General features: G+C 60.4%; 7 protein-coding genes and 2 pseudogenes. 4 read left to right on the top strand and 5 right to left on the bottom strand.

All coding sequences use genetic code 11. The features are described from left to right. Positions 1 to 66: 66 nt before the first annotated feature. The 4 genes from E1956_RS45610 to E1956_RS45595 form a co-directional block, all read right to left on the bottom strand. Positions 67 to 1149, bottom strand: coding sequence for a porin (locus E1956_RS45610; protein ID WP_134760690.1), 1083 nt, complete (start codon positions 1147 to 1149; stop codon positions 67 to 69). 892 nt (positions 1150 to 2041) lie between these two features. Next, entirely contained in the window at positions 2042 to 2734 is a 693-nt protein-coding gene (locus tag E1956_RS45605; protein ID WP_134760910.1) for an alpha/beta hydrolase family protein, read from the bottom strand. 663 nt (positions 2735 to 3397) lie between these two features. Continuing rightward, a complete protein-coding gene (locus tag E1956_RS45600; RefSeq protein ID WP_134760688.1) occupies positions 3398 to 4072 on the bottom strand; it encodes a hypothetical protein in 675 nt (224 codons plus the stop codon). A 667-nt stretch (positions 4073 to 4739) separates the two neighbouring features. Next, a complete protein-coding gene (locus E1956_RS45595; RefSeq protein WP_134760686.1) occupies positions 4740 to 5642 on the bottom strand; it encodes a DMT family transporter in 903 nt (300 codons plus the stop codon). A 2203-nt stretch (positions 5643 to 7845) separates the two neighbouring features. Here E1956_RS45595 and E1956_RS45590 point away from each other — a divergent pair. The 3 genes from E1956_RS45590 (at position 7846) to E1956_RS45580 (ending at position 14979) form a co-directional block, all read left to right on the top strand. Continuing rightward, positions 7846 to 8223: a DUF1842 domain-containing protein gene (locus E1956_RS45590; RefSeq protein WP_167760368.1), complete on the top strand. Its 378-nt coding sequence runs from the start codon at positions 7846 to 7848 to the stop codon at positions 8221 to 8223. A gap of 345 nt (positions 8224 to 8568) precedes the next feature. Beyond that, complete coding sequence (locus tag E1956_RS45585; protein ID WP_134760682.1) at positions 8569 to 12474, top strand: hypothetical protein; 3906 nt, start codon at positions 8569 to 8571, stop codon at positions 12472 to 12474. 45 nt (positions 12475 to 12519) lie between these two features. Further along, positions 12520 to 14979 (top strand): Hint domain-containing protein, encoded by a 2460-nt coding sequence (locus E1956_RS45580; protein WP_134760680.1) that lies wholly within the window; start codon positions 12520 to 12522, stop codon positions 14977 to 14979. 127 nt (positions 14980 to 15106) lie between these two features. Here the strand turns inward: E1956_RS45580 and E1956_RS45575 are convergent. Further along, positions 15107 to 15499: pseudogene (locus tag E1956_RS45575) on the bottom strand (SMP-30/gluconolaconase/LRE-like region family protein); the annotation flags it as partial. On the opposite strand from E1956_RS45575, the pseudogene E1956_RS45570 reads away from it, so the two are divergent. After that, positions 15496 to 15724, top strand: a pseudogene (locus E1956_RS45570) (NrsF family protein); the annotation flags it as partial. The pseudogenes E1956_RS45575 and E1956_RS45570 overlap by 4 nt on opposite strands. Positions 15725 to 15865 lie beyond the last annotated feature (141 nt).

Here is a 15865-nt window from a genome sequence, read left to right as displayed (position 1 = left end):
CAAGCCAGGCGTCCGATTGATGAGCCACTGCTGCAGATGAATCCGCGGTACTTTACGATCGAGCCGTTAGAACTTGTGTCGGATACCCACAGTCACGGCTAGCTGGGCATCACCACTCGACGGAGCGTTTGAAACGAGCACTGCTCTCGCACCGGAACCCGACACGTGCAAATAATTGAACTGTGCATACAGGTCTGTACGCTTCGAAAGGAACTCGTCCACCGCAACAATCGGCTCGATCCAGTGCACGTGACCCAGTTTATAATAGTTTCCGCCTAGAAGTATTGTAAAAGCCGGCGTGACATACCAGGTTGCGCCTGCATCGTAAGCATTCAGGATTGCTGATGATCTGCCTTGCCGAAAATCGGTGCGCGTGTAGACGGCGTGCACAACGGCCGACTGGAAGGCATAGCTTGCTCCGACTCCGGCGATATTGAGCCGGTTGAGGCTGACAGACGCAGTGCCCGCCGGCAAACCGAGCAGCAAGGGAACGCCGAGACCGGCGGTCGGCGACACAGAGGTGTTGTTGATCGAAGTGTAAGCTGCGGCAAAATTGATCGCCGAGCCGCTATACCAGATTCCGCCGCTGAATGCGCTATTCGTCGCTATCGAGCCCGGGACACCACCGAATGAATACATTGCACCAGCCTGAAAGCCGTTCAGGATTGGCGTCTGATAGCTGATTGCATTGTTGAGGCGTTCGCCGCCGAGGCGGTCGTAGTCGCCAAGGTGGAACGCATAGACGCCTCCCTCGGTAATATTGGTCATTGGAAACAGGTTGACCATGAAGTCATACTGACGTCCGAACGTCAGCGTGCCACCCGGAGTCGAAAGCCCGACATATGCCTGACGTCCGAACTCGAGACCGCCCTGGCCGAGCGAGCCGTTGTTAACATTGAAACCATTTTCCAGTACGAAGATCGTCTTGTAACGCCCGCCGAGATCTCCTGTGCCGCGAAATCCGAAGCGGCTGCCCTGCATCACCCCGCTGGTCTGGGAGACCAAACTGTGGCCACCCTCGTTATTGACGTACGCAAGGCCAGCATCAACGATGCCATACAACGTCACGCTGCTCTGGGCGGACACGGCGCCACTGGAGAAGGCGCCGGCCAGCGAAATAGCTACCGTGCAAAAAGAAGAACGTTTCATTCAAACTCTCCAAGCCACCCGTTAAGATTTCTTTCATCGTGCGTTGCGCTGGTCAACTCAGTGCAATCGGCGCAAACGTCAGCACGGTAAGGTGAATGCGTTGGATCGAATTGAAGAATTAAATCGCTTTGAACAAAATCCCAGAGCGCGCTTGTCTCGCGGCGGTGGCTGGAACGGAGGATCGATGAAACTTCATCCGGATTGTCGCTGGTATAGACGACCGTCGAGGTGACGAATTCACGAAAGTCGTAACGTCCGTCTAACCGACGTCTCAGCCGTCTGGAAGCGTGCAACACGCTTCCATCTATCAACAAATCAACACAGCAAACGTGGAAATCGGGCCCTCCAGATCGTTCAATATTCGCAACAAAGCGGAGCTGACGTAGTGCTCGCGCCTACTCCATGCGCTGCATTGCACCGTCACGTATTCTTTCGACACCGTACGACCCGAGCCCGCGGCTCAGGCTGCATGAACAACGGCCGATGTGGTCCGCAACCAGCCGATGCGGAACACTGATCGCACAGGCTGCTCAGGGTCGGTTTCGGGCGACCGCGTCGGGCAGTGACGGCCAATGCGCGTCGTTCGACGCTCTGCCAGTCTGGTTCCGCCAGCATCCCTGAGCGGTCACTCACGGATCGGCGCCGACATCGGAGGTGTGTCGGCCAAATCAAAGCAGATGCCCTCCGCGATTTCCGCGGCGGATCACCGCGAGCGGATCTGGCAAATTCACTCACTCGGCACTGGGAAAACGTCGCTGACGCGACAGGCGTCGCTTATCGTGGCTATGCGACGGACCATCTGCGGATAGCGAAGGGATTGAGCGGGCGAGTGCAGCACGGCGAGTTCGCCTGCTCGCCGTCCCGACTCTGCTACAAACTTTCCTGCGCTTGCTCAGGTAACGGGCACGAACTCTCCTTCGGCGAAGAACCACGCCGACATCGTCCGTGCCAGTTCGAGCACGACCTCCGCGTCGGTCCGGCCGGAGGACGCGCGCACGTGGAACGAATGATCTGCGTCGTCCACCACATGCAGCGTGGCGCGTGGCCCCAGCGTCTCGACGACCGACCTCAGCAGGGGAAGCTCGGCCAGCTTGTCGCGCGTGCCCTGCAGGAAGAGAATCGGCACCGTGACGTCCACCAGGTGCCGTGCCCGCTCCACGCCAGGCGCGCCCGCCGGGTGCAGCGGGAACGCGACAAAAGCGAGGCCACGCACGCCGTCGAGCGGGGAGATGGCTTGAGCCTGGGAGGTCATGCGGCCGCCGAACGACCTGCCGCCCGCGAAGAGTGGCAGGGCTGGCAGCCGCCGGCGGGCCTCTGCGACGGCCGCCTGCACGGCAGCATGTGCCACGGCCGGCGAGTCCACCCGCTTGGAGCCCCGCTCCATGTACGGAAACTGGTAGCGCAATGTGGCGACATTGGCCGCCGCAAGCGCGTCGGCCAATGACGACATGCCGGCATGCTGCATGCCCGCCCCGGCGCCGTGCGCGAAGACATACAGGGCTCGCGCGTCCTCCGGCACTCGGAGGAGCGCAGAGACCTTAGTGCCGTCGGGCAGGGCCAGGGAAAGCGATTCTGGGTCGTCCATCGTATTCAGGTCGTGTCGTTGTGGCCATTGCGCCGATTCTGCATCAATGAGGCATCTGGGAGCGTTTGTAGCGGCGTCCGGCAAGGCATTGCGCACGCGGAGTTTGCCGGCCGATCCATGGAGCGCGCGCCCATCGTGAACGGCGTCGATCACCTTTTTGATGGCGGCTGGATTACTTTCGACGAAACAGGAAAGTTGATTTTCTCGCCCTTTCTGCCTCAGGAAGCTGATGTTCACGCAGAATTGACCCACCGGGGCCAGTAGTTGAGTTAAGACTCGGTGGAAATCAACAGACTGCTGGATGGCCGAAACGACTCGGGAGGCCGCCATTGTCGTTCCGCCCGCTCGAACGGCGGCTAGGGGTCGGGACCCGTCAATGACGTCTCGCCAGGTCGAATGTCCCCTCTGCGTCGAGAGTGTGAGTACGCCGATGCAAGAAGTTGACGTTCGACTGCTCGATGCCACCACCTTCAGCAAACCGCGGCATGGCTGACGTAGAACTCAGCCCGCCCCGACTTCTGCAATAGCCGATCGCCGTCCCCGAGAAGCCGGTTTGAATGTCCGGTTCGCTCTCAGTTATCTGCCGTTGAATACCTGTCAGCGCGACCGTCGGCAACGAGTCGCCAGGCGTATAAATTTGATGTCCTTTGTCTCGCCCAGGTTTCAGGCGCCTAGCGGCTTTTTGAATGGCTGTACGTCAGGTCGCCGACCAACCGAGGGGCCCGTTCGACGCTCGAGCGATTCCTTGCGCCTTACTTCAGCGTTCTTAATGAAGTCGGACAGTTCACGCTCCATAGCTGAATCTTTGACACCCGGCTTCCATGTCGCAGCCCCGTGTCGCCGGCGCGTGGTCCGAGCCAGTGCTAGCGCTGCCATCGCGACTTTCGCACATTCGTATTCAACCTGATCGCAAAGGTCGATCGCCTCACCGAATTCGCGGAATGCTTCCACATACTCCCGTGCCGCGTGCACCGTTGCCGGGTACTCGCGCAGCTCGGAGATAGCTCTGCGGCTCAGGACCTCCCACTTCAACTTGTCCGGATAGGCAAAGGCAGGAATGGACACGCCCTTGCAGGCTTCGCGGTTCGTAGTGCCAACAGGCTCTGACGCCGCCCAGACGGCCTTATGCATCATTGTCCGGCAGGTTCTGGCGTAGCTTTCTAGCGATAACGCCAGCTCCAGTGCTGTGTGGTCTCGGCACCGCCTGCGCTCCCGGGCGTCCCAAGCGGCGATCCATGCCAGCGTTACGACAGAGCCGACCGTCGCAGACACCAGCGCCAAAGTTACCGGAGTATTCCAGCTAACTTGCTGGAGATATTCAAGCCATTCCTGCCGCATACGATGCGCCTTCGGAGAAGGAGGTGCGTAGAGTATAAGCAATCGTTTGCGGGCGTATGCGGAGCAAAAGGTGGAGTACGTATTTTCGCCACAAACGTGTCCGTCGGACGGCGCCTATCTTGACAGATCGCGCGAACCGGGGCACTTGTCCGCCCAACATCTGGCGAAGAGCCGTCAAGCGTTTGAGACTACTTCGCCTTTAGCGTAGACGGCGGCGACGTTGGCCCGCATGGCGGCAAGGACCCGCAAGGTATCTTTCTAGCAACGGCTGAAATGCGTTCAAAAGCTTGACGGCTAACGCGAGTCCAGCCGAAAGGGAAGCCCTTTTTCGAGGCACGGTGAACAAGGTGTAGCGCCTCGGTCTGTGATCAAGCGGCTGCAAGTTCGGTCTGAGACTTTGCCGGTGCCTGCTCCAATCTGTCATCTTTTAGTGCGTGGCAAGTGGCAAAAACTTTGTCAATCCGCCCAACGCATTCGTTTCGCGGCGGGGGGTTCAGCAGGATTCTGGATTGAATTATGGCGTTCTACGCCCGCCTTCGACTCCCCCCGAGCTCCCCGATGCCGGTGAACCCGCCGGGCTGCGTGCGGGGTTTGCGCGCCTGGGCGACGGAAAATCTCGAACTCCGAACGGTTGTTCATGGCCGCCAAAGACCACCTTCATCAGCGGTTATTGATCCGACTTCCGGCCTTGATCGGAATGTGGCGTCGCGCGTTTGCTTTGCGTGCGGCACGCCAGTGCCATGGCGATACCGCCTAGAATCGCAGCGGACGCGAGAATGAGGCGTATCGTAATTTCCTCCGACAGCAACGGCACGGCGCCAAAAGCGGCTATCGGCGGCACTGACAGTTGCACCGTCGCGGCGCGCATCGCGGACAGCCCCTTCAGCGCCGCATACCAGATCACGTAGCCGATGCCCGATGTCACCGCGCCCGATGTGATCGCCAGCGCGATGCCGACAGGGGCAACATGAAAGCGGCTTTGTAGTAACAGGCTCAAGACGAGCGCCATGGGGGCGGCACGCAGGAAATTTCCAGCCGTGGCCGCGAGCGGATTGGCGACGCCGCGGCCACGCAGCGAATACACGCCCCACGACACGCCCGCTGCGCTCATCAGCAAGGTGCCCAGCGGAGTTGGCGCGGTGACGCCAGGCGATACGAGATAGATGAGCCCCGCGAGAGCCAATGCAAGTCCCAGCCACGCGAGCGTCGCGAACTGTTCGCCCGCTTGCAGGCCGGCACCGAACATTGTCAACTGGACGGCGCTGAACAGGATCAAAGCGCCAGTGCCCGCGCTCACTGTTAGATATGCGAACGAGAAGAACGCGACATACGTAAAGAGCATCGTCGCCGCGAGCCAATCCGCCCTCGCCTGCTGCACTCGGCCCGGACCCCAGCGCGAGAGAACTGCCAGCATGGCCGCGCCCGAGACCAGTCGGATACTGGAAAAGCTCGCCGCGTCGATGCTCGCGTGCTGCAAGGCCAGACGGCAAAGCAGCGAGTTGGAAGCGAATGCGACCATCGTGGCGCCCGTCAGCAACACGGTGCGCATAGCGGGCTGACTTTGATTCATATCCGCACCCATGGGTTTGAAAAGGCGCTCAGGCGTCGCGAGCTACAAGCGGTGCCACCCGGTTCGGCAATGCGACGCCGAATGACGCACTGAGCCTTCGCCTCAAGGAGATGATTTTCCCGGTCACCATCACGGAGGCGAGCACCCGCAGCGGGGCAAGCGTGCCGCCAGGAGTGACTCGGCGCAGAGCTGCGCCCAGCCTCGACGTCACCGACTCGCCAAGGTCAAGCTAGCGTCCATAGGGAATTAGGAGTGGGAAAAGGAAAATGCAAGCGAAGAACTGGCCGTATAGATTACACCCCCGGCTCTGTGATCATGCAATGCAGCAACAGCGTATTACCTTATATTGTATAAAAGCGCAATGCGTAAGCAAGGCCGTTACACGCGCCAGCCAAATTTGTACACGATGATTCAAACGCGATCGACACGCTATTAGACGCCGGCCTGGATTATTCATACCAATCGACACCGCTCTCGAGCCAGCACGACGCGGTGGTGGACATCGGGTGTACGGTCCCGCACCCAGCCGGACGAAAAGAGGTGTGTCCAACACAACGTTACCCAGCCTTTCATCTATGTTTTGACGAATGGCTTGGCAGGGACAATCGTGTGCACGACGGCCCCGAGTGAGTAAGCGCCGGGCGTGCAGGCACGCGGCACATCGGACTAAGACGCCCCCGCGGCGAGTGACGTTTGGTCCAGTCGCTTGCCCTTCGTTTCCCTCTCAGTTGAGCCGACTTGTCGGGCGCCTTTTTATATTCAATTGCACTCCTTAATATAATATACAACGACCACATTCATCGCGAACGATTCTTTCCCGTGATCCAAGGATCTCACGCAGAACAAAATTGGTTCATCCAGTCATGCAACGCGCCTTGCTCGCAGCGATCGCCGTTGGCGCGGATCCGAGCATACGCGGGCAGGTACGGCTCAGGTGGGCGGCACCGTCGAATCCAGTGTGCAGCGCTGCCACGGGCCGGTGACTTCCAGTGCCCTGGCTGCGACCGTTCCCGAGATCTGCACATAGTTCGGGCTTTCGCGATTCGTCCTGGTCGAGCGCGGCTAGACTGTGGCGGTTCGTCTGAATCTCAGCATATCCTGAAGAGCCCGGTTGTCCGCAAGACGCCCTTCATGAACGTCGTTGGCCATCGCACGAGGGAGGCAAGCCGCTCCACTGCGTCTGGCCACTCCTTTCTGACAAACCCGAGAATCTGCGATGCGTTTCCTTTTGTTGCAAGCCGCCCGGTGTGGCAGATCTAGAAGGCATTAGTTTCGCCGTAGTCCGTGGTGACATCGACGCGAATTGTGACTTTCATTTCGCCCTCCAGCCAACCGTGACTATCGAAAGCTTGAGCGCCCACTAACGAAACCCCAAGATTTCTAACGCCCCCAACGCGCGGTGGCACTTCGTTGGGTGTTGCCGCGTACAGGCGATATGCATACCAAAATGCTCTGGTGCACTACTGCGCTGTGGATGCCAGGTGCAGATCCAACGCCGCACATTTGACTGCCGAGATCAGGCATCAAATCGAGACTTGCTTCGCGAACCTTTCGGTTGCAGAGTCAACGTTATAAGGGCTCCGTCAATACGCGTTAACGCCTCTGCGAATCCCGAGAGGACGTTTACCGCTCTTGCCTAAGATGCCCCCCTCGCTAGTCGAAGCCGAGTACACAACTGATGCGTTAGAAAAATTAGCGAACATCGAACACTCCCTTTGTTACACGGAAACCACAACCGCCTCTTCGGCGAATTTCCTCCTCCGGGCCGACAGGCAAGGTTTTTAGGGCCTTCCACCGTTAGCGTTAGCGTTATCGGTGGTCACGGCTAGCAGAAACAGTGAACTTCGCGACCCACCAATCAAACACCGCTCACTGACATTATTGTGTCAGAGTCTTGCTCATTTCTTACTCTCGTTTACAACGGGACACTTAGCGAAACGTGGCCCACCAATGGCATCGCGGCTGCGCAAGGCGTTGCGCGGTTTACGTCGTTCGATGATGTGCGCTCGCGCAAATCCTCACAACATTGGTAGGTTGTATGAGGTCGATCTCGCTAGCATGCTATCGCCTACCACCTTCCACTTCGAACAGTTCCCCCTTCAAGCTGTTTTCCTGCCTGGGGAAAAACGATTGCATATATTTCGCTGAGTTGTATGGTGTTTCACCGCTGTTCTCATCTACCGCTGTTAAAAGGAAAATAAACATGGACCAACTCTATAAAGTCGACGGCACCGCGGGACGCGAGGGCGTTCCCGGCGCACCCATCCTGCACTTCTCGCTGCTCGTCAACCCACCGTCGGGAAGCGTTTCGGGAATCGTCAAGATCACGCAGGCGACCAACCCGCCGCTGAACGTCGAAGTTAAGGTGACGGGTACCGTACACGCATTCGGCACCCAGCCCGTCCATAACGTGGTACATCTCGCCGGCAAGTATCCCCACGATCTCCCGCCGCCGGCAATCGGCACGATCGAAGAGCCGTTCTGGGCGATGTTCCTCGTCGACCAGAAGTGGAACGGTCATGGCGACTTCAACTGGGGCACGGGAGGCGTCACCAATGTGCCCGTTGTCTCTGCACAGTAACGGCGGCCACGGCGTCCCGCTCCGGCAATAGATCGAGCAGCGTTTGAGAGCGGGACGAGCCGGCGCGGGAAGCGCCGGAAGATTCGTAACGTGCTATTGATCGGCGGGCATTGCCGACGCGAAGTGCGCCTTCCGCGCGGCTTGACGCTGCCTGCTCTCGAGGCTCGGGCTAGCCGCGTCACCACGCATCCACCTCCGTCAAAAAAAGTAAGTAATCCGTAATTTATCACTCATCGCGACGATTTTCCGCGACCTTCACCATTCGTGGGGACAAACATGGCTGTGACCAATCGAGCATCGAAGATCCGTGCGGCGCATCGCACTGCCCGGCAAAGCCGAAAGGACATGATTGCGGCCATCTATCCGGCCGCGAGAACCTTGTCCCTGACGCTGGCCGATCCGATCGGCGTAGCGGATGCCAGCGAAGCCGCGAAGGCGCAACTTCCGCGCACGATTACGCTCGTGACACCTGATCACGCGGATCCGGCGAAAGATCATCTGTTCATCGGCGCGTTGCCGGTGCTCAGCGCAAACAGCAACTGGGACCAGGGCTTTGAGGAGCTCAACTTCGAGACGCTCGACGGCGAAACCCGGATCAGTGGTCACCTGCGCCTGACCCGTGAACGGACTCAGGGATTCGGCGTGGTGGATATCGGCGGGCATTCGTTTGCCGTCCAGTACGACGTGAAGCCGCAGACCTATCGCCTGAAACTCGCCAACGGAGCAGCCTACGTCGCCGGCACGAACGTCGCGCCCGATATCCGCTGGGACACCGAGTCGGAGCGCTGGAAGACGGCCTCCTGGCCAAGGGAGCAGTGGCTCGAGCTCACTTATGGCATCACCAGGGAAGAGATCATCGAAGGACAGACGGTCTATGAGTTCGTCACCAGTTTCAAGGATCTGACGACGGGCCGGACATGGACACCGGAGGTCGGCACGTATGCGGGCTTCATCAACCGCTCGCGTTACCTGAGCTTCGTGCCGTCGGCCCCCTCGAATGTGCCGAATTCCGGTCATGTGGGCGGCAACCTCTTTCCCTACCGGCTCAAGGTACAGTTGAGCGAGTTTGCAGACAGCATTGTCGGCGGCGGCATCCTGGCGGACAAGCCCGACCTGACCGGCACAGTCTACGGCGTGGAAGGCGTCTGGATCTCGGGCAATATTGCGGGTCTGTACTGCCTGACCGGCGAGGGCTATGCGCCGAACATGCTGGTCTCCGTGCACGATGGGCAACTGCATGTCGGAAACACGGCCGTTCCCGACGCAGTGGTAGAGGGCAACGTGCTCCGCTGGCACAACCTTGCGCCGGAGTTGTGTGCAGCCTCCGGCCTGCCCGAGAGCGGACACCTTGCGTTTTCCGCAGATGGCGACGAGGTCGTCGATTCCTCGATGGAGATCGCCGGTGCGCGCGTCCACCCGGACATCGTGTCCGCGATGGTGCATTCGCTGAAGACTCCGGACGCTTTGCGTGCGGCGCTTGGCGTGGGCGCCGCCGCCAAAGCGGCCGAGTACACCCTGCAGGATCTCATTCGCATGAGTCAATTCGTGCAGGACTCGAACGGACAGTACTATGACCTGTTTCAGCAGCAGTCGATGGAGGACTTCTATTCGATACTCCAGTATTACATGGACGATAAGGACTGCAGGCAGTTCTTCAATCCGAATCCCAAGCCGCTTCCACCCTCGCTGATCGGTATTTCGCAAACGCCGGGCAAGCGCGGCGGCAACCCGGAAGCGTTCTACCGCCAACTGAGCGTGGCCTACACGTGTGGGACCCTCGCTCAGTGGAGTCCGGATCCAGCGGCCAAGCTCATCAACGGCAGGCGCTCGAACGCCTGGCTGACCAACGAGAACACGGTCAGCGACGTCATGCAGGCCCAAGCGCCGTTGCTCTACGCGCGGCGCTACCAGGAGAAGTGGACCAGTCTCGACTGGTTCGTTCAGGACCAGATCGATAACGCCGCGACCTATGCGCCGAAGATCGATGCGAAGGTCGCCGAATGGGTGGCGGAAGCGAGAGCGAACTTCGCCGGCACCACGGAAGAGCTCGACAAGCTCATCGCGCAGATACGCGAGATCGGCGACAAGGCAAAGGCAACCAAATCGTATTGGGCGTTCCTGCTGTATGTATACACCTCGCGCCCGGCCTATCTGAACATGCTGCAGGCGGTCGTGTTCGGCGGATCGGAAGTCGACGGCTCGGAGTTTACCCAGCGTGTGCAAAGAACCGTTGCGCTCCTGAACGTCCTCGATACTTCGAGCTACTTTGCGTCGCAATACTCGTACATGCTGCAGCTTTTCCAGGTCGCGACGCTGCTACCCCAACTGATCGCCTTCGACGGGGACATCAAGGACTTCAATTTCGCTCTGAAGCAGATCGTCGACAAGTTCGTCGCCGACTACATCAACAGCCCCGACCCGAAGATGCGGGAGGCGGCCGAGCAAGTACGCAAGCATGGCGCCCAGGAAACCGTCGATTCGCTGCTTCACGTGATGCGCGTCGCCGCCGCGACGTCGTCCGGCCTCTTCCAATGGGCAACCTTTGCCACGCGATTCGAATCGCTGGTCGGGCGGGTGTTGTCGAATATCCCGATGCTCGTCGCGCGCATTGCGCTCATCGGTGCAGCCGGGCTGCTGATCAACTTGTTCCTGCAGGGCACCGTCAACTGGTCGGATCTCACGGTGACGCAGCAAGCGCAGATCATCACCGCAAGCGCAGGGTTTGCAGCGCAGATCGTGCTGATGCTGGTCGTGCGCGGCGTTGCACTGAGCCAGGTGTTCGCGGTCGAGCAGGGTCTGTGGACGAAGCTTAAAGCCGTCTTCTCCCCAAGCCTGCTCATGCGCAGCAGCCTGGAATCGGCAACCGGGTTCAAGGCCTGGCTCTTCAGCAATGGCGCGCTCGACTCGGAACTCGAAGGCCTCGCCATGCGGGCGCTCTTCGCGGAGTCTGCGGCCGAGGCCGCTGCGCTCTACAGCCGCGCGGGCCGGATCAATATGCTTCAGAAGATATTCGGGAAGAACCTCAACGAGTTTATCGCAACGCGCCTGGGCGCCGTGCTGGCGACGGTCGGTATCGTCATGTCGGCTATCGCGCTCGCCGAAGGCGGGGAACCGCTCGAAGTCGCGGCGAACGCGTTGTTCCTGGCGGCGTCGGTTCTGGAGTTCATCGCGACAGCTGGCGCATGGGCCTGCGGCGCTTTCGGCATTGCGACGATCGGTGGTGTCGCCGTCGGCACGATCTTCGCCGTGGTTTCGATCATCGGCGTTGTCGCTTTCGCCGCCGGAATCGTGCTGATCGCGATCCAGATGTCCCGGCCGAAACCGTCGCCCGTCGAAGAGTTCGCGAAGAAGAAGTCAGGGGTGTACTACATGCCCTTCAAGACGGACATCGACTACTTTCAGGTCTACCAGCCCATTGGCGAGATGCAACGCTCCGGTGTTGCCTTCAAGGCGAATGGCGACGCAAGCAAGTCGCTGTATGTCGCCGGTGACGGAAAGCTGTCACAGAAGCCGTTCGACGGCACCGGGAATACCGCGTTCTATCTGCGCGTCGATCAGGACGGCCGTGCGCAGTTTGGCGCTCCCGTGCTCGGCGCCGACGGCAAGAGAACCTTCATGGTGGTCGGCATCGGCAAGGATGACCACCTCGCCGCTGTGGCGGCGCCCAACAACGCCACTACGGACAAGCGTCTTCAATGGCGCGCCGAGATCCTTGGTGAAGGGCAATACGACACCGTTAAGGACGTCAAGTATCTGAGGTCGGCGTCGTTCAGGCTTTACAGCGAGTCGATGGCAAGCGAAGCAAAGGGCAAGTGGTATTTGAGCGCGGACAACAGTGGCGGATGGACATTGACCCGTGACACGGGCACGAGCCTCGTGATCGAAATGGTGTCGATCAAGCCACAGCTTCTGAACATGGCGGACATCAGCTGGTTCACCTACCAGCACGACCAGCGGCAGAAGCCGTCGCTCGGCGTGATCGGCAGCGCGCCGCTTGCCTGGAGCCTGTCGCCGGCGCTTCCGCCCAAGCTGCAATTCGACACCAGCACCGGGGCTATATCGATGCTGACCGGTCAGGACGTACCGGTCTTCGCGAAGAAGACCTTCGAGTTGACCGCCAGCAACAAGATTGGCACCGTCACGACCAGATTTTCGATCGAGATCCTTCCGCAAGTTGCCAGCAAGCTAGTCGCGGCACTTTTCGAGCAGGAGTTCGACCCAGGAGTGAGCTTGCCGCTAGCCGCCAGCTAATTCGCCGCCATTCTCACCAACCGCAAGCCCGGGGGCAGCCGCCAGTTGGACGGCCTGCCTTTGGCCTGCACGACTGCTGTCCCGGGAGGGAGTTCGTCTATGCCGACGCTTCAGGTCAATTGGGGTGAAGTCAACAAGCTTGCGGCGGCGCTGCCTGCGGAGGGCGCCAATCCGATCGGCGGACGCGCGCGCGCCATCTACGTCAACCGTATCAAGGGCGCGACGCCAGGAAACCATTCGCAGCTTATCGGGACCGGACCTTCCTACCGGTCGATTTTCTTTGCCAACTATGTTGACGACGCCGAAGCGGGAAACCTCCAGCGCTTCGTCAATCTCGCGGACGACTTCTGGCGGCGGCTTTCAGTGGCCGCGCTGTGTCAGCAGATGCACGCAGTAACGAGTTCGCTGCGTCCCCAACTGCTGATCGACAACATCAATCGCGACATCGACGCATTCAATGCGGACCTGCGCGCGCGTGGCGCGCGTTGGTATGCCCATATCGCAGCGGTGACCGATGGCGTGATCAAAGACGCGCTCGCTGCGCTCTCGCGTACGCCCGCCGACCTTGCGAGCGCGAAGGCCGACTACATCCGCGGGCTCACCTCCGACGCATGGATCAACATGAAGCGCGCACAAGACGCCTCAGGCAATTGGTCCGACCGCGACTGGGAGCTCTTCCATCACTGGATCAAGCTGGCGGCTCTCGGCGCAAGCGATACCGAAATCGACGCGACGATTTCCACTACGGTTGGCAAGGGACTGCCGGTTCCAGAATCGCTAAAGGCGGGAAACTGGCTGCGGTGGAGCAACTGGATGCCGCAAAGGATTGGCGGCGGCGATTTGAGCGACGCCACCGGCGCAATGCTCAAGGAAATCTGCCGCGTTTATCCAGGTGCGCGCTGGCCCTCCTGCCTGCGGGAGGCGAACAGCTTTGAGTTCACCGCCAACGGGCAGCCGGGAACAGGCTACCGGCGTGCTCCCGGAGGCAGCTGCTTTGCGCCCGGGGCGATGGTCGTACTGACAGACGGCACATTGAAGCCGATCGAATCCGTGCAAGTGGGCGACGAGGTCCGCACGCCTCGCGGCACGCGACGCGTCATGCTGTGCGCCGCACCGATGCGTTCCGGGCGCCCGCTATTCCGCTTTGCCGGCGTCGACTTTGCGTTCACCGCGAGCCAGCCGTTCCTGATCCATTCCACGAACGCCGGCACTGCCGGCGAGTATGCGGCCGTCAATCCCGAGCGGCTTGCGGCGAGCGTACCGAGCTTCAATCAGTTCGGTATCCGCGGCCTGGAGCGCGAGAGCACGCCGGACCTGGTCTGTCACGAGGGCGAAGGCATCCATCGCCCGGATCAGCCACGCGCCATCGAGCCCGCGCCGCTCGAAGGCGTCGATACGCTCTACGACCTCGTTCTGGAACCGGACGAAGAAGGCAGATCCGAATACTTCGTCGGCGATCGCAATAGCCAGTTCCTCGTCTCTTCCGAGCTGCCGCGTTTCCTGAGCGCCCCCGCAACAACGGCTGCCACGCTGCACGTACTGAAGGAATGCGCCAGCGAAGTGCTCGCCCTGCTTGCCCTCGTTCCCGATCCCGCGGTCCACGATTTGCTGGCGCTCGCGCTGGAAAGCCTTGCTCACGATCTGCTTCCTGCCGCTGCCGCGTCGTCGCCTTCGCCGCGTGCCGCCAACAGCACCGGCGTACTGCAGCTCGCGCGAGGAACGAGTGCCGACCTGACCACCGCCGTGTGCGCTTTCACTACGCGTTTCGCGGCAGCGAATACGCTCGGCTACGATCAGAGAATGGCCGCATTTCTGGACCTTTTCCTCTCGACGTTCGCGCAGCAATTTCATGCTGCGATCCGCCAGGGCTGGCGCCGCTTCGAGCTGGCGCCCGAAGACGAGGACGCCGTGCTCGCCGTGAGCATTCATGGACTGGAGTTGTTCGGATCAGTTCATGCGCCTGCGCTATCCGATGCAGTTCTGAGCCTGACACTCGAATGCGGCGCGCGCACGATTGGACAAACCCTGCCCGTGGATGTCGCAGCTTCCACGACCGGCTTTCTCTATGCCGGCGACGGAGCAGCGTATTTCCGCGGTTGGCGGCAAGCCGTAGACGCCACCCCACCCGCCCGGTTGCGCGTCACGCTTCAGCGTCGATCCGACGGGCAGAAAGCCGATTGTTCCAGTGACGTTCATTCGCCGTTTCCGGGTTCCTCTGGATTCGTGTCGCTTTGCGCTCCGGTCCTGGCAGGAGATGGACGCCCCGTCGGCAGGGTGTGCCTGGATGTTCGTTGCGTTGCCGAACCAGTACGTGCGCAAGAGGAAGCCGCACGAGCAGCATGGACCCAGGCGGACGAGGCGGCTTTCGCCGAACGTCTTGCGCATGGGGCCGCCGCCCATGTCGTCGAAAGGTTCAAGATTGCAGTGCTGAATTTTCAGGGTATGGCAGCGACTGCCGCCGCCCAGAATGTTCGGCTGGAGGCGGTCAGCCTTGAAGGCCGCTAGGGCCGGCGTGTTCTTCAGAAGGGCCGGTGCGTAAGGCAGCGCGCCGTTTTCTGCGCGCTGCGGTTTGCCAGATTCCTGGTCTGAAGCAGTCTGAGACCGGGGGAGTAGGCGCGACGGGCACGCTTGATCACGGAGTCCAGCGATAGACAACGATGCTGGTGCCGTTGTAATCGTCCTTGGTCACAACATACTCACCGTTCGAACGCAGCACCGATCTCAGCCCGTACATCGAATCCACGTCGTTGCCAACGTACACGTTGTTGGGGTTGCTGTTGATGAACGTGTTGTCCAGGCTGCCCGTCGTCAGGTTGAAGGCATCGATGTTCGGCACGGTGTGGACGTAGCCAACAAAGAGGTAGTTGCCGGCTGCGGTCATCGACTTCGGGTTCGCGCTCGTGAGATTGATCACTAGAGGGTTGGTCTGATTGCCCGCCTTCCAGCCGTGGTAGACCTCCACGCGAGTACCGATCGACGTCCAGTCGGGGCCTACGATGTTAGCCAGGATGAGAGTGTCCGATTCCATCTCTCGCCACCATGATGCAAGCGATGAAGCAGCTTGCTGCCGACGCGTCTCGCGCTGGCTGGTGCGGGCGCCGGACTTCTCGCCGGCGCACAGGGACTGCTCGTATATTCGCTCTATTGCTCCGAGATGGCGGTACCGTTCTGGGGCATCTGGTATGTGCTCACGATCATCGTCACAACTGCTGCCGGCTCTGCCATCGCGCCGCATTACTTGCGCTGGTGAGACACGCATGACACTGGCTCGGCGTCCTTGGACGCCCGCTTCACTCGTTCACGCGCTTGAACTCGCCCTCAGCCGTCGTATTTTAGCGTTCTGATCAAACTCGGCCTGACGGACAATGTAAGACCTCTCGCACAAAATCGA

The organism is Paraburkholderia pallida (assembly GCF_004524855.1).
GTDB lineage: Bacteria > Pseudomonadota > Gammaproteobacteria > Burkholderiales > Burkholderiaceae > Paraburkholderia > Paraburkholderia oxyphila.
Note: the sequence above shows the minus strand (reverse complement) of the source record. Positions and strands in the feature narration are given on the sequence as shown.

What these genes read in the sequence shown, in the direction of transcription:
- E1956_RS45610 (WP_134760690.1), bottom strand. Translation starts at nt 1,149, where the DNA reads ATGAAACGTTCTTCTTTTTGCACGGTAGCTATTTCGCTGGCCGGCGCC.
- E1956_RS45605 (WP_134760910.1), bottom strand. Translation starts at nt 2,734, where the DNA reads ATGGACGACCCAGAATCGCTTTCCCTGGCCCTGCCCGACGGCACTAAG.
- E1956_RS45600 (WP_134760688.1), bottom strand. Translation starts at nt 4,072, where the DNA reads ATGCGGCAGGAATGGCTTGAATATCTCCAGCAAGTTAGCTGGAATACT.
- E1956_RS45595 (WP_134760686.1), bottom strand. Translation starts at nt 5,642, where the DNA reads ATGAATCAAAGTCAGCCCGCTATGCGCACCGTGTTGCTGACGGGCGCC.
- E1956_RS45590 (WP_167760368.1), top strand. Translation starts at nt 7,846, where the DNA reads ATGGACCAACTCTATAAAGTCGACGGCACCGCGGGACGCGAGGGCGTT.
- E1956_RS45585 (WP_134760682.1), top strand. Translation starts at nt 8,569, where the DNA reads ATGATTGCGGCCATCTATCCGGCCGCGAGAACCTTGTCCCTGACGCTG.